Source organism: Streptomyces sp. NPDC050211 (genome assembly GCF_040656035.1).
Taxonomy (GTDB): domain Bacteria; phylum Actinomycetota; class Actinomycetes; order Streptomycetales; family Streptomycetaceae; genus Streptomyces.
The window spans coordinates 186,648-204,486 of sequence record NZ_JBFALC010000006.1 but is presented as its reverse complement, the minus strand read 5'-3'; the positions used below and the strand labels follow the sequence as shown (position 1 = coordinate 204,486).

At 70.7% G+C, this 17,839-nt stretch carries 18 protein-coding genes; 11 read left to right on the top strand and 7 right to left on the bottom strand.

Annotated elements, in window-relative coordinates; all coding sequences use genetic code 11:
• Positions 1-36 precede the first annotated feature (36 nt).
• Positions 37-1,665, top strand: coding sequence for a penicillin-binding transpeptidase domain-containing protein (locus AB0I98_RS09335; RefSeq protein WP_362937654.1), 1,629 nt, complete (start codon positions 37-39; stop codon positions 1,663-1,665).
• A 111-nt stretch (positions 1,666-1,776) separates the two neighbouring features.
• Positions 1,777-3,456 (top strand): penicillin-binding transpeptidase domain-containing protein, encoded by a 1,680-nt coding sequence (locus AB0I98_RS09330; RefSeq protein WP_362937651.1) that lies wholly within the window; start codon positions 1,777-1,779, stop codon positions 3,454-3,456.
• Positions 3,457-3,474: 18 nt separating this feature from the next.
• Here AB0I98_RS09330 and AB0I98_RS09325 read toward each other — a convergent pair whose 3' ends face one another.
• Positions 3,475-3,825 carry an SsgA family sporulation/cell division regulator gene (locus AB0I98_RS09325; protein WP_362937648.1) on the bottom strand — a complete coding sequence of 117 codons (351 nt, stop codon included), beginning with the start codon at positions 3,823-3,825 and terminating at the stop codon, positions 3,475-3,477.
• 168 nt (positions 3,826-3,993) lie between these two features.
• Here AB0I98_RS09325 and AB0I98_RS09320 point away from each other — a divergent pair, with 168 nt between their 5' ends.
• From AB0I98_RS09320 to AB0I98_RS09295, 6 genes are all read left to right on the top strand, one after another.
• Positions 3,994-5,049 carry an energy-coupling factor ABC transporter permease gene (locus AB0I98_RS09320; RefSeq protein ID WP_362937645.1) on the top strand — a complete coding sequence of 352 codons (1,056 nt, stop codon included), beginning with the start codon at positions 3,994-3,996 and terminating at the stop codon, positions 5,047-5,049.
• 1 nt (position 5,050) lies between these two features.
• Positions 5,051-5,812 carry a cobalt ECF transporter T component CbiQ gene (gene cbiQ / locus AB0I98_RS09315; protein ID WP_362937642.1) on the top strand — a complete coding sequence of 254 codons (762 nt, stop codon included), beginning with the start codon at positions 5,051-5,053 and terminating at the stop codon, positions 5,810-5,812.
• On the top strand, positions 5,800-6,567 hold the full coding sequence (locus tag AB0I98_RS09310) for an ABC transporter ATP-binding protein (protein ID WP_362937639.1): 768 nt from the start codon (positions 5,800-5,802) through the stop codon (positions 6,565-6,567). The genes cbiQ and AB0I98_RS09310 overlap by 13 nt, the downstream gene beginning before the upstream one ends.
• Before the next feature lie 46 nt (positions 6,568-6,613).
• Complete coding sequence (locus AB0I98_RS09305; protein WP_362937636.1) at positions 6,614-7,075, top strand: MarR family transcriptional regulator; 462 nt, start codon at positions 6,614-6,616, stop codon at positions 7,073-7,075.
• Between the two features lie 129 nt (positions 7,076-7,204).
• The gene (locus tag AB0I98_RS09300) at positions 7,205-7,675 is read left to right on the top strand and encodes an organic hydroperoxide resistance protein (RefSeq protein ID WP_362937633.1); all 471 of its coding nucleotides are present in this window, start codon (positions 7,205-7,207) and stop codon (positions 7,673-7,675) included.
• A gap of 54 nt (positions 7,676-7,729) precedes the next feature.
• Entirely contained in the window at positions 7,730-8,905 is a 1,176-nt protein-coding gene (locus AB0I98_RS09295; protein ID WP_362937630.1) for a serine hydrolase domain-containing protein, read from the top strand.
• 21 nt (positions 8,906-8,926) lie between these two features.
• Here the strand turns inward: AB0I98_RS09295 and AB0I98_RS09290 are convergent, their stop codons facing one another.
• Both AB0I98_RS09290 and AB0I98_RS09285 read right to left on the bottom strand, forming a co-directional pair.
• The gene (locus tag AB0I98_RS09290; RefSeq protein WP_362937627.1) at positions 8,927-9,451 is read right to left on the bottom strand and encodes a hypothetical protein; all 525 of its coding nucleotides are present in this window, start codon (positions 9,449-9,451) and stop codon (positions 8,927-8,929) included.
• 128 nt (positions 9,452-9,579) lie between these two features.
• The gene (locus tag AB0I98_RS09285) at positions 9,580-9,855 is read right to left on the bottom strand and encodes a DUF1876 domain-containing protein (RefSeq protein WP_362937624.1); all 276 of its coding nucleotides are present in this window, start codon (positions 9,853-9,855) and stop codon (positions 9,580-9,582) included.
• Between the two features lie 176 nt (positions 9,856-10,031).
• Here AB0I98_RS09285 and AB0I98_RS09280 point away from each other — a divergent pair, with 176 nt between their 5' ends.
• Positions 10,032-11,546 carry a metallophosphoesterase family protein gene (locus AB0I98_RS09280; protein WP_362937621.1) on the top strand — a complete coding sequence of 505 codons (1,515 nt, stop codon included), beginning with the start codon at positions 10,032-10,034 and terminating at the stop codon, positions 11,544-11,546.
• A 21-nt stretch (positions 11,547-11,567) separates the two neighbouring features.
• Here AB0I98_RS09280 and AB0I98_RS09275 read toward each other — a convergent pair whose 3' ends face one another.
• Both AB0I98_RS09275 and AB0I98_RS09270 read right to left on the bottom strand, forming a co-directional pair.
• The gene (locus tag AB0I98_RS09275) at positions 11,568-12,413 is read right to left on the bottom strand and encodes an EamA family transporter (RefSeq protein ID WP_362937618.1); all 846 of its coding nucleotides are present in this window, start codon (positions 12,411-12,413) and stop codon (positions 11,568-11,570) included.
• Positions 12,410-12,961, bottom strand: a complete 552-nt coding sequence (locus AB0I98_RS09270) for a YbaK/EbsC family protein (RefSeq protein ID WP_362937615.1) — start codon at positions 12,959-12,961, stop codon at positions 12,410-12,412. Before AB0I98_RS09270 ends, AB0I98_RS09275 begins: the two co-directional genes overlap by 4 nt.
• Before the next feature lie 103 nt (positions 12,962-13,064).
• Between AB0I98_RS09270 and AB0I98_RS09265 the strand changes: the two genes are divergently transcribed.
• Positions 13,065-13,889, top strand: coding sequence for a methyltransferase domain-containing protein (locus AB0I98_RS09265; RefSeq protein ID WP_362937612.1), 825 nt, complete (start codon positions 13,065-13,067; stop codon positions 13,887-13,889).
• Between the two features lie 172 nt (positions 13,890-14,061).
• Here AB0I98_RS09265 and AB0I98_RS09260 read toward each other — a convergent pair whose 3' ends face one another.
• Positions 14,062-14,631 carry a YceI family protein gene (locus tag AB0I98_RS09260; RefSeq protein ID WP_362937609.1) on the bottom strand — a complete coding sequence of 190 codons (570 nt, stop codon included), beginning with the start codon at positions 14,629-14,631 and terminating at the stop codon, positions 14,062-14,064.
• A 98-nt stretch (positions 14,632-14,729) separates the two neighbouring features.
• Here AB0I98_RS09260 and AB0I98_RS09255 point away from each other — a divergent pair, with 98 nt between their 5' ends.
• Positions 14,730-15,404: a GNAT family N-acetyltransferase gene (locus AB0I98_RS09255; RefSeq protein ID WP_362937606.1), complete on the top strand. Its 675-nt coding sequence runs from the start codon at positions 14,730-14,732 to the stop codon at positions 15,402-15,404.
• Between the two features lie 81 nt (positions 15,405-15,485).
• Here the strand turns inward: AB0I98_RS09255 and AB0I98_RS09250 are convergent, their stop codons facing one another.
• Entirely contained in the window at positions 15,486-17,741 is a 2,256-nt protein-coding gene (locus AB0I98_RS09250) for an MMPL family transporter (protein WP_362937603.1), read from the bottom strand.
• Positions 17,742-17,839 lie beyond the last annotated feature (98 nt).

Genomic DNA, 17,839 nt, shown 5'->3' with positions numbered 1-17,839 from the left:
AGTGCAGGGACATGAGTAGGGGGAGGGAGCGCAGCCATGCGCAAGGGGGTCAAGGCCACCGTCGTCGGTGGGGTGTTCGTCGTGATGCTGGGAGGCGCCGGGTACGGCGCCTTCAACCTGGTGTCCGCGCTGAACGGTGACGGCGGGTTCGGGGCGAGCGAGCCGGAGCCCGTGAGAACCGGGCCGCCGAGCGGCGACGAGGTCAAGGAGACGACGGGGAAGTTCTTCGCGGCCTGGGAGAAGGGGCAGGCGGCGACGGCGGCGGCGCTCACCAACAACGAGCTGGCGGCCGAGCCGCTGTTCGCCGCCTACGGGCGGGACGCGCACATCACCGGCGTCAGCATCACGCCCGGTGCGGGGACCGGCGCGACCGTACCGTTCACGGTGAAGGCGACGGTGTCGTACGACGGGAAGTCCAAGCCGCTGACCTACAAGAGCACCCTCACGGTGGTGCGCGGCAAGACCACCGGGAAGGCGCTGGTGGACTGGAAGCCGTCCGTCGTCCACCCGGAACTGCAGCGGGACGACACCCTCGTCACGGGTGAGGCGGCGAGCCCGCCCATCGAGGCCGTGGACCGCGACGGGACCGTTCTGACCGAGGACAAGTTCCCGTCCCTCGGGCCGATCCTGGACGAGCTGCGCGGCAAGTACGGGGAGCAGGCGGGCGGTACACCCGGCGTCGAGCTGGCGATCCGGCACACGTCCGCCGAGGCCGCCGACACCCCGCTGCTGACCCTCGCGGAGGGCAAGGCGGGCCGGCTGCCGACGACGCTCAGCGCGAGCGCGCAGGCGGCGGCCGAGAAGGCGGTGAAGGGCTACGCCGAGTCGTCCGTGGTCGCCGTCAAGCCCAGCACCGGAGAGGTGCTCGCGGTGGCCAACAACCGCGCGGACGGCTTCAACGCGGCCTTCCTCGGCAAGCAGGCACCCGGCTCCACGATGAAGATCGTGAGCGCGGCCACGCTCATCGACAACGGGATCACGGAGATGAACGGCCCGGCTTCCTGCCCGAACGACGCGACCTGGCAGAGCCAGAAATTCAACAACATCAAGGGCATGGACCCGAACGAGAACGCGACCCTCTCCGAGAGCTTCGCCCGCTCGTGCAACACGGCGTTCGTGAAGTACGCGGACGAGGTGAAGGTGGACTCCCTCACCAAGGAGGCCGAGGAGCGGTTCGGGCTCGGCAAGGACAACTGGCAGACCGGCATCCCGTCCTTCGACGGCCAGGTCCCGGCCTCCGGCGGCCCGGACACCGCGGCCAACATGCTCGGCCAGGGCCAGGTCCAGATGAACCCGCTGAACATGGCGTCGGTCACAGCGACCGCGATCACGGGCACCTTCCGGCAGCCGGTGATCGTGCCGCAGAAGCTCGACGGCCGTGAACTGGCGAGCGCGCGCGGCCTGTCCGCGGACACCGTCGGCCAGCTGCGCGCCATGCTGAACCGCACCGCGACCAGCGGCACCGCGGCCGAGGCGATGTCCGGGCTGACCGGCAGCGTCGGTGCGAAGACCGGCTCCGCGGAGGTCGACGGGCAGAAGACGTCCAACAGCTGGTTCACCGGGTACCGCGACGACATCGCGGCCGCAGCGATGACCGAAGAAGGCGGGCGCGGCGGCGACGCGGCCGGGCCGATTGTCGCAGCTGTGCTACGGACCGGCGGCTGAACGGGCTGAGGAACTCACCCGCACAGGACGGGACTCTAGGGTGGTTGCCGTCGTTGATGAGGTGCATGAGGGCAACGGGGACCCTGGGGACTCTCGGAGGATTCGGAAGCTGTGGGAACGAGAAGGCGCGTCGCCGAGCGACGGAACACGAAGAAGCCCGCCGTCATCGGCGGGACCATCGCCGTGGTCATCGCCGGCGCCGGAGTGGGCGTCTACGCGCTGTACGGCGCGGGGGCCGCGGCCGACGACCGTACGTCCCCGACGGCGGCGCGCGCCGAGGAGAAGAAGGTCAAGACCGGCCCGCTGTCGGCGACCGAGGTCACCACGGCGGCCCGCACGTTCCTCACGTCCTGGCAGCAGGGCAAGGTGACCACGGCGGCGGCCGCCACGAACGACCCCACGGCGGCCACCACCCTGCTCACCGGCTACACCAAGGACGCCCACATCAAGGACGTCACCCTCACCGCGGGCACCCGCACCGGCGACAAGGTGCCCTTCACCGTCAAGGCGACGGTGTCGTACAAGGGCACCAGCAAGCCGCTGACGTACGGCAGTTCGCTCACCGTCGTCCGTGACACCAAGGACGGCAAGCCCTACGTCGACTGGCACTCCGCGGTCGTCCACCCGGACCTCGCGGACGGCGACACCCTGGTCACCGGCGCGTCCGGCACCCCGCCGGTCAAGGCGCTGGACCGGGACGGCGGGGAGATCACGACCGCCGAGTACCCGTCGCTGGGCACGGTGCTTGACGGGCTGCGCGAGAAGTACGGCAAGACCGCGGGCGGCAAGGCGGGCATCGAGCTGCGGGTGATCCGCGGCAAGGCGTCGAAGGCCAAGGAACTCTCCGACGAGACGGTCCTGGAACTCAGCAAGGGCACCCCGGGCACGGTCAAGACGACCCTGGACCCGGCCCTGCAGGCCGCCGCCGAGGCGCAGGTGGCCAAGAAGGCGAACTCGTCGGTCGTCCTCCTGCGCCCGTCGACCGGCGAGATCCTCGCCGCCGCCAACGCCTCGCACGGCTTCAACACGGCCTTCCAGGGCTCCCTCGCCCCCGGCTCCACGATGAAGGTCATCACCTCGTCGCTGCTGATCGAGAAGGGGCTCGCGTCGGAGGACAAGGCGCATCCGTGCCCGAAGTACTTCACGTACGGCGGCTGGAAGTTCCAGAACGACGACAAGTTCCAGATCAAGGGCGGCACCTTCAAGGCGAGCTTCGCCCGCTCCTGCAACACGGCCTTCATCAGCCAGGCCCCCAAGCTGGACGACGACGACCTCACCCAGCAGGCCCAGCAGGTCTTCGGCCTGTCCCTGGACAACTGGGCGATCGGCGTCCCCTCCATGGACGGCTCCGTGCCGGTCCAGTCGGACGCCCAGATGGCGGCCTCGCTGATCGGTCAGGGCGGCGTCCGCATGAACCCGCTCAACATGGCGTCGGTCTCGGCGACGATCAAGACGGGCGTCTTCCACCAGCCGTACCTGGTCTCCCCGGACGTGGACAACCGCAAGCTGGCCACCGCCTCCCGCACCCTGTCCGCCTCCACCCTGTCCCAACTGCGCGACCTGATGGCCTACACGGCGGCCTACGGCACGGCAGCGGAGGCCATGTCCGGCGTCACCGGCGACGTAGGCGCGAAAACCGGCTCCGCCGAGGTCGACGGTCAAAAGAAGCCCAACGGCTGGTTCACCGCCTACCGGGGCGACCTCGCGGGAGCGGGCGTGGTCCAGTCGGGCGGCCACGGGGGAGAAACGGCGGGCCCGATCGTGGCGGCACTGCTGAAGACGGGTGGGTGAGGGCGCTAAGGGCGCACCTCAGTGAGGGACGGGTTCGGCTGCCAGATACGTCCGGCGCAGGAACCTCATCAGTGCCTTCGTCTCGAACTGGACCACCGACACCCCCTGCGCGGAGTGGAACTCGACAACGGCTTGCACCCGCCCACACGGCCACACCCGCACATCCCCCGTGCCGGCCGGTGCCCGCAGTCCCTGTTCCAGCAGTGCCCGCGAGAACGTCCACTCGTGCGACGCCCCCGGCAGGCCGACCCGTACGGAACGCGGGTCGGCTTCGGGGTCGTAACGCAGGACGACCGGAATCGTGTCGCTGTCCTCGATGGGCGCGTCCGTGACGATATGGGCTCGTGCGTACTGTTCGACTGCAGACATCGGACGGCCCCTTACTCTGCGTTACTCAAGTAAAAAATGTGCATCCACTACCCCTCCAATGTCCCATATTTCGCGGATTACGCCCGCTGACGTCGCACATCTCACGTAGCCGATGTACGAGCCACTCGCTCTTGCAAGACATTCGCAACAAGCCACTATCATCGAACGGTGCACGTACCTGACGGATTCATAGACGCCCCCACCTCCGCCGTGACCGGCGTCGTCGCCGCGGCGGCGGTCGCCGTGAGCCTGCGCGGCGCGCGCCGGGAACTCGACGAGCGCACCGCCCCGTTGGCCGGCCTGGTCGCCGCGTTCATCTTCGCCGTGCAGATGCTGAACTTCCCCGTCGCGGCGGGGACCAGCGGCCATCTCCTCGGCGGCGCGCTCGCCGCGATCCTCGTCGGCCCCTACACCGGCGTCCTGTGCATCTCCGTCGTCCTGCTGATGCAGGGCATCCTCTTCGCCGACGGCGGCCTGACCGCGCTCGGCGTGAACATCACCGTCATGGGGTGCGTCACGACGGTCGTCGCCTACGGCATCTTCCGCGGCCTGGTGAAGCTCCTGCCGCGCACCCGTCGCTCCATCACCGCCGCCTCCTTCGTCGCCGCCCTCGTCTCGGTCCCGGCCGCGGCGGCCGCCTTCACGTTCCTGTACTGGATCGGCGGCACCACCGACGTCTCGATCGGCAAGGTCGCCACCGCGATGGTCGGCGTGCACGTCCTCATCGGCATCGGCGAGGCCGCGATCACCGCGCTGACGGTGGGCTCCGTGATCGCCGTACGCCCGGACCTCGTGTACGGCGCGCGCGACCTGCGCCAGCGCCTCCAGCTGCGGGTGAACGGCGAACTCGTCGACGCGCCCGCCCCCGAGGTCGCCGTGGCCGCGCGCACCTCCCACCGCAAGGTGTGGATCGGCGGTCTGGTCGCCTCCCTCGTGCTGGCCGGCTTCGTCAGCTTCTACGCGTCCGCCGACCCGGACGGCCTGGAGAAGGTCGCCGCCGACAAGGGCATGGACCAGAAGGTCGAGGAGCACGCGGCGGCCGACTCGCCGCTCGCCGACTACGGCATCAAGGACGTCGACAACGCCCGCCTGTCCGGGGGGCTGGCGGGCGTGATCGGCGTGGGCGTGACGGTCGTCGCGGGCACCGGCGTCTTCTGGGCGGTGCGCAGGCGTCGTACCAGCGAAGACGCTGCCTCTTCCGGTCCCGTCAGTACGAGCGTCTGACATGGGAGCGGGGCACGCGCACCGGCTCTACCGGCACGGGCACTCACCGGTGCACGCCCTGCCGCCGCACACCAAGCTCGCGGCGGTGTTCGCCTTCGTGGTCGTCGTGGTGTCGACGCCGCGGGAGGCGATGTGGGCGTTCGGGCTGTACGCCGTGCTGCTCGCGACGGTGGCGTCCATCGCGCGCGTGCCCGCCGGGTTTCTGCTGAAGCGGCTGCTGATCGAGGTGCCGTTCGTCGCGTTCGCGGTGCTACTGCCCTTCGTGGCGGAGGGCGAGCGGGTCGACGTACTCGGGCTCTCGCTGAGCGTCAACGGGCTGTGGGGCGCGTGGAACGTGCTCGCCAAGGGGACCCTGGGCGTCGCCGCCTCCGTCCTGCTCGCCTCCACCACCGAACTGCGCGAACTGCTGCTGGGGTTGCAGCGGCTCAAGCTGCCGCCGCTGCTCGTGCAGATCGCGTCCTTCATGATCCGGTACGGCGATGTCATCGCGGACGAGATGCGGCGGATGCGGATCGCCCGGGAGTCGCGGGGCTTCGAGGCGAGCGGGGTCAAGCACTGGGGCGTGCTGGCCAAGAGCGCGGGCGCGCTGTTCATCCGCTCCTACGAACGCGGTGAGCGGGTGCATCTGGCCATGGTGAGCCGTGGGTACGCCGGTTCCATGCCGGTGATCGACGAGGTGACCGCGTCCCGGGCGCAGTGGTCGTACGCTCTCGCCCTCCCCGCCGCCGCCCTTGTCGTCTGCGTGATGGGATGGGCCCTGTGAGTACCGCTTCCCTGGAGGTCTCCGGCCTCGCCTTCGCCTACCCCGACGGCCACCAGGCCCTGTTCGGCGTGGACTTCTCCATCGCGCGCGGCGAGCGGGTCGCGCTGCTCGGGCCGAACGGCGCCGGGAAGACGACGCTCGTGCTGCACCTCAACGGCATCCTGACCGGCGGCACCGGCACCGTGCACGTCGCCGGGCTGCCCGTCGGCAAGCGGCACATGGCGGAGATCCGGCGGCGGGTCGGCATCGTCTTCCAGGATCCGGACGACCAGCTCTTCATGCCGACCGTGCGGGAGGACGTGGCGTTCGGGCCCGCGGCGGCCGGGCTGAAGGGGGCCGAGCTGGAGGCGCGCGTCGACCACGCGCTGGAGCTGGTCGGCATGGCGGAGTTCAAGGAACGGCCGCCGCACCACCTCTCCTTCGGCCAGCGTCGCCGGGTGGCCGTCGCGACGGTGCTCGCGATGGAGCCGGAGATCCTCGTCCTCGACGAGCCCTCCTCCAACCTCGACCCCGCCTCCCGCCGCGAACTGGCCGACATCCTGCGCTCGTTGGACGTGACCGTGCTCATGGTCACGCACGACCTGCCGTACGCCCTGGAGCTGTGCGCCCGTTCGCTGATCCTCAGTGAGGGCGTGATCGCCGCGGACGGCAAGACGGGCGAGCTGCTCGCCGACGAGGAGCTGATGCGGGCGCACCGCCTGGAGCTGCCGTTCGGCTTCGACCCGCGCTCTGTGACCGCCGCGAATCGTCCATGATGCGTTTCCGTGACGGCCGTCCCCGGCCGTCCGTGACAATGGACGCGTGACGAACCAAGAGGATGCCGGATCGCTGCTGCTGGACGAGCAGCTGTGCTTCGCGCTGTACGCCGCCCAGCGCGCGGTGACGGCCATGTACCGTCCGCTCCTCGACGAGTTGGGGCTCACCTACCCGCAGTACCTGGTGCTGCTGGTGCTGTGGGAGCGCGGCGAGACCACGGTGAAGGAGCTGGCGGCGGCGCTGCGGCTCGACTACGGCACGCTGTCGCCGCTGCTCAAGCGGCTGGAGAGCGCGGGTGTGGTGCGCCGGGAGCGCGCGGCACACGACGAGCGCTCCGTGGTCATCGCGTGCACGGGACACGGCGAGGAACTCAGGGAACGCGCGGTGCGCATACCCGGCGCGCTCCTCACGGCCACCCAGCTCGGCGGCGCGGATGTCACCCGGCTCCGCGAGGAGTTGTGGCAGCTCGCGCAACGGGCGCGGGCCGCGGCCGAGCGCTCCCGCTGAGCTTCGGTTACCGCGGGTTTCCTCCCCCTCCCTCCCACACCCGCCGTTACTGGCGAGTACCTTGTGCACGATGCACTTGCACACGCCTGTGTTGCCAGCTGCCCCGTCCCATCAGGGGGAGGTCCTGCCATGATCGACGGCACCGAAGCCGACATCCGTCCCGACAGCCGTACCGACACACGCCCCACGAAGATCGTGTACGTCGCCGAGGCCACCGCCCACGGCGGCCGGGACGGCTATGTCACCAGCCAGGACGGCCAGATCGAGCTGAAGGTCGCGATGCCGCCCGAGCTGGGCGGCGACGGCAACGGCACCAACCCGGAGCAGCTGTTCGCGGCCGGCTACAGCTCCTGCTTCCACAACGCGCTGGTCCTGGTCGGCCGCCGCGAGGGCTACGACCTGACCGGCTCGACGGTCGCCGCCAAGGTCGGCCTCGGCCCCAACAGACAGCGCGGCTACGGTCTCGCGGTCGCCCTCAGCGTCTCGCTCCCGGTCCTCGACACGGACATCGCGGCCAAGCTGGTGGACGCGGCCCATGAGGTGTGCCCGTACTCCAACGCGACCCGCGGGAACATCGACGTAACGATCCTGCTTGGCTGAGGTGAGGGGGAGACCCCGGAGCGAGACGAACCCGGCGAGACGAGGAGTACGCACGTGGACGTGAACGGCACTGTCGCCGAAGGCTTCGAGCCGGTCAGGGACGCGTTCGCAGCGAACTTCGAGGCGCTCGGCGACCGGGGTGCGGCGGTCGCCGTGTACCGGGACGGGCGCAGGGTCGTCGACCTGTGGGCCGGTACCAGGGACATCGACGGCACCGAGCCCTGGCTGCGCGGCACCGCGCAGATCGTGCGCTCGGCGACCAAGGGCGTCGCCGCCGCCGTACCACTGCTGCTGCACCAGCGCGGACTGCTCGACCTGGACGCGCCGGTGGGCGACTACTGGCCGGAGTTCAAGGCGCGCGGCAAGGAGCGGGTACTGGTCAGGCACGTCCTGAACCACCGGTCCGGTCTGCCGGTCCTCGACCGTCCGCTCACGCCCGAGGAGGCCCTGAACCCGGCACGGGGCGCCGCGGCGGTCGCCGCACAGGCCCCGGTCTGGGAGCCCGGCACCGACCACGGCTACCACGCCCTCACCTACGGCTGGATGCTCGACGGACTCGTCCGGCGCGTGACGGGCCTGTGGACCGGCGAATGGATCGCCGCGGAGATCGCCGGACCGCTGGGCGCGGACCTGTGGCTGGGCCTGCCGGAAGCCGAGGAAGCCGCCGGCCGGACGGGCCGAGTGGGCCGTATCGAGACCCCCGAACCCGCCACCGGGGCGGGCCTGCGCGTCCGCCCGAGGCGTGCGGTGACCGAGGCGTACGACGACCCGGCCTCCCTCACCCGCCGCGCCTTCGCCGCGATCATCCCCTTCCCCGACCAGAACGACCCGGCGTACCGCGCGGCCGCCCTGCCCTCGACCAACGGCATCGCGACCGCCGACGGACTGGCCCGCTTCTACGCGGCGCTGATCGGCGAGGTCGACGGTGCTGCACGGCTGTTCACGCCTCAGACGCTCGCGTCGGCCCGCGCCGAGGAGTCGGCGGGCCCCGACCGCGTCCTGGTGGTCAGCACCCGCTTCGGCCTCGGCTACATGCTGCACGGCAGCGCGTCACCGCTCCTCGGCCCGGGTTCCTTCGGCCACCCGGGCCGGGGCGGCTCCCTGGGCTTCGCCGACCCGGAGACCGGCATCGCCCTCGGCTATGTGACGAACGGCTTCCGCAAGACCGTGACGGCGGATCCGCGGGCACAGGCGCTGGTACGGGCGGTGCGGCAGGCGACGGCCGGTTAGCCCTCAACGGAGGACAGGGATTCAACGGGACGACAGCGAGGTCGCGCGGAACTGCCAGATTTGGGCCGGGTCCTGCGGGCGCAGGGCGGTCAGGTCGATATGGGGCGGGTGGATCCGCAGGGGGCTGCCGTCGAGGGCGAGCTCGGTGCCGGAGGCCCTGAGGTGATGGCCGTTCGCGGCCGCGGTGAGGGACCACTCGACGGGGACGGCGTGTCCCATGACCCGCTTGCGGATGCCCCGGGTGCGCGCATAGCCGAGGTAGGTGCCTTCCTTGACGTTACGGATGGTCCTGTTGCCGTTGGCCAGGGGCTGGACCTCCCACACCTGGCCGCCGCCGGCGCCCTCCGGCAGCAGCACGACAGCCCCCTCCGCTTCATTGAGCGTGAGGAACTGCCAGTGAAAGCGGGAGATCGTGTAAAGCCCGCTGCGCAGCGGCGCGGCGGCACGGGCAGGACTCGCGGCCGGGAAGAGGGCGGCCAGTCCCGCGGCCGCCACGGTGCCGAGCGCACCGCGCCGGCTGATGGATCTGATGGATCGCTCTGTCATGCCGCGATCGTGACGCCGCGCCACCCCCTCGATCCGCCCGGACCCGCTCGGGCGGGCCGATTTCCCTCAGCCGTGTGAGCCCGCCCGGACCGGTGTACCTGGTGCGCCTCCCTGGCGTACCTCCCCGATCAGACGTGAATCGGATGCGAAGTACGCCCTGACGCCGCGTCGATCTCGGTGTGCGCCTTGGTCAGCATCTGCATGGCGAGCTCGTTCAGTGCGCGGGCCGCGGCGATCTCCTCGCCGACCCGTGGCTGATTCGGGTCCGTGTGGTGACGCGTGGCGTGCCCATGGGCCCGTACTTCCGAGCCGTCGGGCAAGCGCACCAGCGCCGCCGCCCGGGTGTGGGTGTCGTCCTCCTGGAACTCGAGCTCGACATGCCATCCCACTGTGGTGTGCATCATGACGATCACCTCCGGAACACTTGCTTCCAGAGTGCTCCTTCCGGCCTACGGCCGCATCCATGAGGCGTGTCCGACGTCACGCGGACACGCCGCGAGTGACGGATGTCGCACGCCGGACCGTATGACGCCGCCGACAAAACCGCCGCAGTTAACGTCAACAGGGCACAAACTGCAGTATGCGCTGCTGCCTCTCCGCTCCTCTGACGGTCCTGGCCGCCCTCCCCAGCCCCTGCGACATCATGCGCTCCGGCGCACTGCTCGCGCCCGCTCTGCTGCGCGGCGCCCTCACCCGCGCCCAGCGGGCCCGCCACGCCTTCCCCCACCACCCCGACGCTCTGGCCGCCGTACACCTCGAACTGGTCACCCTCACCGAGGACCGCGCGATCATCACGTGGTTCACCGGCGTCCCCGGCACCGACGACGGCTGGGGCCATATGCTGCCCGCCTTCACCGAGGGCGAGGTCGTCTACGGCACACACCCCGGCCGCCTGACCCGCACCGCGTCCGAAGGTCGCCTGACCGCGCACCACCAGGTGGAGATCACCGGCCTGGAACCGGGCCAGACGTACTACTACCAGGCCCGCTCCCGCGGTACGGCCGCCACACCCACGCCCCTCCACCTCGTGCGCGGCAACGCGGTCGGCACCAACCTGCACGGCATCGGCTCGCGCGGCGGACCGTACTCCTTCACCACGCCCCAGCCGCCGCCCGGCCGCCACCTGATGTCCATCGCCCTCTGCAACGACCTGCACCTCGGCGAGACCACCGCCGGCCGGGTGGCCGGAATGCCGATGCTGCGCGGCATCTCGCAGCAGCCCGGGCTCGCCCCGTATCCGGAGATCATGGGCCGGGCCCTGGTCGAGGAGGCGCGGCGGCGCGGAGCCGACGTGCTGCTGGCCGCCGGTGACATCTCGGCGGGCGGCGCCCCGCGCGACCTGGCCGAGGCGAGACAGATCCTGGACGGCTTCGGCGTCCACGGGCGGGACTACTTCGTCGTACGCGGAAACCACGACCGCCCCGGCCCCGCCGGAGACACCTTCCGCGACGGCTTCCTGGGCGGCACGGGCCCCGGCTACCTCACCCACGACCTGGGCGGACTGCGGCTGATCGGGCTCGACACCTACGAGAAGAAGGGCAACGGCGGCGACGCGGGCGGGCTCGGCGACGAGCAACTGTCCTGGTTCCGGGCGCGGCTGCGGGAGCAGCGGGAGCAGCCCACACTCGTCTTCGGCCATCACCCGCTGACCGTGCGGGACTCGGTCTTCCCGATGGGCCGCGGCCAACGCCTCGACCGCCGCCAGGCCCGCGCGATCGTCGACGCGTACGCCGCCACGCCGGGCGTCTTCCTCCACCACGCGGGCCACACCCACCGCAACAAGCGCACAGTCCTGATGCGCGCACCGCACGTCACCCAGCAGGAAGTCAGCGCGGTCAAGGACTACCCGGGCGGCTTCTCCCTCCTGCGCATCCACACCGGCGGCTACGCCCTCAACTACTACAAATGCGGCACCGACCCGGCCCGCGAGTGGAGCGAACGCAGCCGCCGCGTCGCCGGCGGCCTCTGGCCCCACCACGCCCTCGGCCGCTCCCCCGCCGACCGCAACAGCGTGCGCGCCCACGACCTGTCCGGGGTCGCCGTCCCGCGCCAACGCACCGTTTCGGCGGCTTTGCCGGGCGCGGCGGGGCTGTAGCTGTGAGGCCTCACGACGGTCTCACCCCGCGTGCAGCATCAACCCGATCCCCACAACCAGCACCCCCGCCGCCACGATCCGGGACACCCCGAACCGCTCCTTGAAGAACACCGCTCCGATGGCCGCGCCGACGATGATCGACGATTCCCGTAGGGCGGCGATCGGTGCGAGGGTGGCCCTGGTCTGGGCCCACAGGACCAGGGCGTACGCCGCCACGGACAGTGCGGCGCCGAGGAGGCCGAGGGCTGCGGACGGGCGTAGTAGGGCGATGGTCTGACGCCGCCAGCGGTGGATGGCGTACGCGGGGATGATCGTCCCTTGTAGCACCATCAGCCAGGCGATGTAGCCGAGCGAGGACCCGGAGGCCCGCACCCCGAGCCCGTCGACCACGGTGTAGACGGCGATGGTCAGCCCGGTCGCCAGGGCCGCGCCGATCGCCGCCCAGTCGGGGCGCCGGCCGCGCAGTCCCCACAGGGCGACGCCGGTGAGACCGGCGCAGGACAGGGCGATGCCGGTGGCTGCCCACGCGTCCGGCACCTCATGGGCGAAGACGGCGGCGAGCACGGTGACGACGAGGGGCGCGCTGCCGCGGGCGATGGGGTAGGCCTGCCCGAAGTCGCCCAGGCGGAAGGACTTCATCAGCAGCGCGTAGTACGCGATGTGGATGGCGGCGGAGAGAAGGAGGTACAGCCATGCGCCCGCCGCCGGTACCGCCACGAACGGGATCATGGCCAGCCCGATCAGCACGCCGCCGCCCGCGATCAGCGTGAAGCTGACGAGTTTGTCGGTGATGCGATGGGCGATGGCGTTCCAGCCGGCGTGGGTGACGGCCGCGAGGAGGACGGCGGCGGTGACCAGGGGGGTCACGGGGTGGGCTCGGGTGCGTCCTGGTTGTGGGTGTCCTGGTCGCGGGTGTCCTGCTCGCGTACGTCCACGAGGTTCGCGCCGGCGTGGGTGATCAGCGTCTTGGGCTCCATGGGGAAGACGGTGTACGGGGTTCCGGCGGCGGCCCACACGAGGTCGTGGTCGAGCAGGGAACGGTCGGCGAGGACCCGGGTCTTCGTACGGTGCCCGAAGGGCGGCACGCCTCCGATCGCGTACCCGGTCGTCTCCCGTACGACGTCCGCCTTCGCGCGCGTCACCTTCTCGGCCCCGAGTTCGCGCCGCACCAGCTCCACGTCGACCCGCGAGGCCCCGTCCATCAGCACCAGCACCGGCACGCCGTCCGCCGCGAAGATCAGCGACTTGCAGATCTGGCTCAGCTCACACCCGATGGCGGCGGCAGCCTCGGCGGCGGTGCGGGTGGCGTCCGGGAACCGGCGGATGCGGCCGTGGAGTTCACCGAGCCCCAGCTGTTGGAGTGCCTCGGCGAATCGGGGATGGGCTCCGGAGTCTTCGGTGGCGGAGGTCGTCATGAACCGCACGCTAACTCACAACACCGTTGCTCTTCGCGTTCGTTTTCATCTGTGTCACCGCGCCCCGCGCCAAGCCCGCAGAGCCCGCAGAGGGAGAAACTCCATGTCCCGCTACCTGTTCGACAACACCGACGCCCGCACCCCCGACCGCTTCTCGACCCTGGAGTCGTGCTACGACCCCGTCTCCCGCCGCCAGTTGGAACTGACCGGCCTGGCCCCCGACTTCCGGTGCCTGGAAGTCGGCGGGGGCGGCGGCTCGTTGGGGGCGTGGATGGGGGAACGGGTCGGTCCGGAGGGGGAGGTCACGGTGACCGACCTGGACCCCCGCTGGGCCGAGTCCCGGCCCCGGCCGCCGCAGGTACGCCTGCTGCGCCACGACATCGTCAACGACCCGTTGCCGGGCGGCGACTACGACGTGATCCACGCCCGGCTGGTCCTGCTGCACCTGCCGGAGCGGCTTGCCGTACTGGAGCGGCTCGTGGCAGCCCTGCGCCCGGGCGGGTGGCTCCTGCTGGAGGAGTTCGACTGCACGTGGATCCCGGTTCTCGCGACCCCGGATGAGGCTTCCACCGCCCTGTTCACCCACGTCCAGGCCGCGCTGCTGGCCCAGTTGGAGAAGGCGGGCGCCGATGTGGCGTGGGGGCGCCGGGTGCCTGCGGCGATGACACGGGCGGGGCTCACGGAGGTCACGGCGACGACGTACGCGGAGTCCTGGGCGGGCGGGGGCAGGGGGATCGACCTGCACCGCGTGAATATGGAGCAGGCGGAGGCGGGGTTGCGGGGGGATGGCGTTACGGAGGGGGAGCTGCGCCGCTTCTACGCGTTGTTGAAGAATCCGGGGTTTGTGATCAACTCCTATCCGTTGATCAGTACGCGGGGGCGGCGGCCGGGGTCTGGTGTGGGGGTTGGGTCGGGGGGCGGTGCTTAGGGGGACGGCGAATTTCGGTGACCGTTGGGCCGCCCGCTGGGGTGGGTGGCCGACGTGGGTTTGCGGTGAGGTGGGCTGGGGTGCGCGTCAGCCGGGTCGCGGCACGCCGATCAAGCTCAGCGGCGGACGGCCGGTGGGTGGGACGCGGCGGTGCGGGGAGCGCCGGGAGTGACTACCCCAGCGCCGCCGTGTCGGTCAGGGGGGCGAGGTCGAACTCGATTCGGACCTCGTCCGCCAGTCGCAGGGCGCCGGCGAATGCCTTGTACGGCTTGATGCCCCAGCTGCTCTGTACGACGGTGGCGGCGCCATGCACACCCCCCTCGGCGTCCAGGCCCGCCTCGAGGGTGATCGGATGGGTCGCGCCCATGATCGTGAGATCTCCGGTCACGGTGAAGGCGTGCGGGGTGCCTGCGATCTCGGTCGAGGTGAAGGTGATGCGCGGATGCTCCGCGGTATGGAGGATCTTCTCTCGGATCGTCCGCTTGATGTCCGCCCGGTCGTCGTCCGTGAGCGGCTTCAGGCCTCCGGCTCCCTCCCGGACCTCCAGGGAGTCGACCTCGATCGTGGCGACCACGGACGACCGGCCCGGATCGGCGACATCGACCGTGACATCCCCGGACCACCGGGTGACCTCGATCGTCAGGTCATGGCCGGCCTTGCGGCCCAGCCCGGTGCGGCTGGTCTTGATCCGTAGCTGCCCTGTGTCCGAGCCGATGCCGTGCTTTCCGCTTGCAGGGTCCATACGGCCAACATACGTCCGGCCCCTTGCCAGCGCCTGACGTGCGTTACGAAAACTGCATTGTGGGGGCGGGGGCGGCGCCGGACGGGCAGCATGCGGTGATGACCTCGACGCCCGCCGGGACACATGACGTCGCACCCGCCGCCGTACGCCCCTATCGCCCCGCCGATCGCGATCGCCTCGACGACATCTGCGTTCGCACCGCCCACGTCGGTCAGGACGCCCGCCCCCACTACGCCGACCCCGGCATCTTCCCGGTGATCTTCGCGCAGCCTTACGTCCATCTCGAACCGGAGCTGGCGTTCGTGCTGGACGACGGGCACGGGCAGGCCGTCGGTTACATCCTGGGGACCGCCGACACTCCTCGCTTCGTCGAGGACTTCCGGGCGAAGTGGCTGCCGAGGGTGGCGGACCGGTATCCGGAGCCCGGCGGTCCGCCGCGCACGCCCGATGAGGAGATCGTCGCACTGCTGCGCCGTCCCGAGCGGATGCTGCTGCCCGAGGTCGCCGACTACCCCGCCCATCTGCACATCGACCTGCTCCCGGAGTGGCAAGGGCGCGGCTACGGGCGCGAGTTGATGCGGGCGTTCCTGCGGGCGCTGCACAGCAGGGGTGTGCCGGCCGTGCATCTGTCGATGCTGACCGCCAACACGCCCGCGCGAGCCTTTTACCGTCGTCTCGGCTTCCATGAGATCTCGGTGCCCGATCCGGGGCCGGTCACCTATCTCGGGCGCAGCACGGCAGAAGGGCGCAGCACTACAGCAGAAGGCCGGTGAAGGCCGCCGTCCCCACGGAGCCCTCACCGGCCGGTCCTGTCAGAAGCTGTACATCAGCCCCTGTGCGTCAGAAGCTCTGCGTCAGACGCCTACCAGCTCCTTTTCCTCCTCCGGATCCGCGTTCTTGCGGTCCTCCGCGGTCCTCAGGGCTTCGCCCTCGACATCCACGTTGGGCAGTGCACGGTCCAGCCACTTCGGGAGCCACCAGGCCTTCTTGCCGAGCAGGGCGAGCACCGCCGGGACGATCGCCATGCGGACCACGAACGCGTCGAAGAAGACGGCGATCGCGAGGCCGAAGCCGATCATCTTGATCATCGACTCGCTGGAGCTGATGAAGCCTCCGAAGACGGCCATCATGATGACCGCGGCGGCGGCAACGACCCGGGCACTGTGCCGGAAGCCGGTCACGATGGCCTGGCTCGGCGACTCGCCGTGGACGTACGCCTCCCGCATGCGGGTCACGAGGAACACCTCGTAGTCCATCGCGAGACCGAAGACCACGCCCACCATGAAGATCGGCATCATGGACATGATCGGACCGGTCTCCTCGACGCCGATCAGGCCGGAGAGCCAGCCCCACTGGAAGACCGCGACCACTGCACCGAGCGCGGCGAGCACGCTGAGCAGGAAGCCGAGGGCCGCCTTCAGCGGGACCAGGATCGAGCGGAAGATCACGATCAGGAGCAGGAAGGCGAGGCCGACCACCAGGGCCAGATACGGGACCAGCGCGTCGGTGAGCTTCTGCGAGAAGTCGATGTTCATCGCGGTGGTGCCGGTGACCAGGACCCTCGCGTCCGTGTCGGCCTTGACGTCGGTGCCCTGGTCACGGATGGCGTGCACCAGGTCCTCGGTCTGGGTCGAGGACGGCTTGGAGTCCGGGATCACGGTGATCGTCGCGGTGTCGCCGGCTTTGTTGAACGCCGCCGGGGTCACCGTCACGACGTCCTTGAGGCCCTTGATCCCGTCGGTGACCGTGGTGGCCGCCGCCTTGGGGTCGTCGCTGTCCTTGGCGTCGACCACGATCATCAGGGGGCCGTTGAAGCCGGGACCGAAGCCCTCCGACAGCAGGTCGTACGCCCGGCGCTGTGTGGTGGACGTCGGCTGCGAGCCGTCGTCGGGCAGGCCCAGCTCCAGCTGGGTGGCCGGGACGGCGATCGCTCCCAGACCGACCACGCCGAGCAGCAGCACGGCGACCGGACGGCGGATGACGAAGCTCGCCCAACGGGTGCCCATGCCGGGCTTGGCCTGCGCCTTGGACTTCTCGGGCGCCACGGCCTTCTCGGACGCCTCGGACTTCTCGCCGCCAAGCCGCTTGCGCTTCTCGCCCGTCGGCCGGACCTTCCTGCCCGCGTACCCGAGCAGCGCCGGGATCATGGTCAGCGCGATGAGGACGGCGACCACGACCGTGCCCGCCGCCGCGAGGCCCATCTTGGTCAGCATCGGGACGCCGACGACCGAGAGGCCCGCCAGGGCGATCACGACCGTGAGACCCGCGAAGACCACCGCCGAGCCGGCGGTGCCGGTGGCCCGGCCTGCCGCCTCCTCGCGGTCACGGCCGTCGGCCAGCTCGCCCCGGTAGCGCGAGACGATGAACAGCGCGTAGTCGATGCCGACCGCGAGGCCGATCATCAACGCGAGCGTGGAGGTGGTGTCGCCGAGGTCGAGCGCGTTGGCGAGGGCGGTGATGGTGGAGACGCCGATGCCGACGCCGATGATCGCGGTCAGCAGCGGCAGTCCGGCCGCGACCAGCGAGCCGAGGGTGAGGACGAGGACGACGGCGGCGATGGCGAGACCGATGACCTCGCCGATCGCTCCCGGCTCGGCCGCGGCCTGCAGGGCGTCACCTCCGACGTCGACGGTCAGCCCGGTGGCCTGCGCCTCGTCCGCGGCCGCCTCGAGGGCGTCCCGGGTCGCGTCCTTCAGCTCCATGCCGGGGGCGTCGTACTTCACCGATGTGTAGGCGACCGTGCCGTCCTTGCTCACGGCGTTCGTCGTGAACGGGTCGGTCACGGAGACGACTTCGGAGCCGTCGCCCAGTTCCTCGACGGTCTTCGCGACGGTCGCCTTGTTGTCGGCGTCCGTCATCTTCTCGCCGTCGGGTGCCTTGAAGACGATGCGTCCGGTCGCTCCGTCGGCGCTGCCACCGGGGAAACGCTGTTCCAGCAGGTCGAAGGCCTTCTGCGCCTCGGTGCCGGGAATGGAGAAGGAGGTGGTGCCGGGGGCGGGCGCGGAGGCCGCGCCCACACCCGCGAGCGTCAGCAGCGCCACCCATATCAGTGCGACGAAGTGGCGTCGCCTGAAGGCGAGCCGGCCGAGTTTGTAGAGAAACGTTGCCACGAGGGCGTACTCCCGGTCAGGTCGTGGGTGTAACAGGGCAGGGGTGATCGGCCCGTTGGGGTGCAGGCGTGATCGGCCCGACGACGTGAGCGGTTACG

Coding starts and splice junctions, on each gene's coding strand:
- AB0I98_RS09260 (WP_362937609.1), bottom strand. CDS start 14,631: ATGGACCCTGCAAGCGGAAAGCACGGCATCGGCTCGGACACAGGGCAG.
- AB0I98_RS09270 (WP_362937615.1), bottom strand. CDS start 12,961: ATGACGACCTCCGCCACCGAAGACTCCGGAGCCCATCCCCGATTCGCC.
- AB0I98_RS09335 (WP_362937654.1), top strand. CDS start 37: ATGCGCAAGGGGGTCAAGGCCACCGTCGTCGGTGGGGTGTTCGTCGTG.
- cbiQ (WP_362937642.1), top strand. CDS start 5,051: ATGGGAGCGGGGCACGCGCACCGGCTCTACCGGCACGGGCACTCACCG.
- AB0I98_RS09285 (WP_362937624.1), bottom strand. CDS start 9,855: ATGATGCACACCACAGTGGGATGGCATGTCGAGCTCGAGTTCCAGGAG.
- AB0I98_RS09290 (WP_362937627.1), bottom strand. CDS start 9,451: ATGACAGAGCGATCCATCAGATCCATCAGCCGGCGCGGTGCGCTCGGC.
- AB0I98_RS09255 (WP_362937606.1), top strand. CDS start 14,730: ATGACCTCGACGCCCGCCGGGACACATGACGTCGCACCCGCCGCCGTA.
- AB0I98_RS09280 (WP_362937621.1), top strand. CDS start 10,032: ATGCGCTGCTGCCTCTCCGCTCCTCTGACGGTCCTGGCCGCCCTCCCC.
- AB0I98_RS09325 (WP_362937648.1), bottom strand. CDS start 3,825: ATGTCTGCAGTCGAACAGTACGCACGAGCCCATATCGTCACGGACGCG.
- AB0I98_RS09310 (WP_362937639.1), top strand. CDS start 5,800: ATGGGCCCTGTGAGTACCGCTTCCCTGGAGGTCTCCGGCCTCGCCTTC.
- AB0I98_RS09265 (WP_362937612.1), top strand. CDS start 13,065: ATGTCCCGCTACCTGTTCGACAACACCGACGCCCGCACCCCCGACCGC.
- AB0I98_RS09300 (WP_362937633.1), top strand. CDS start 7,205: ATGATCGACGGCACCGAAGCCGACATCCGTCCCGACAGCCGTACCGAC.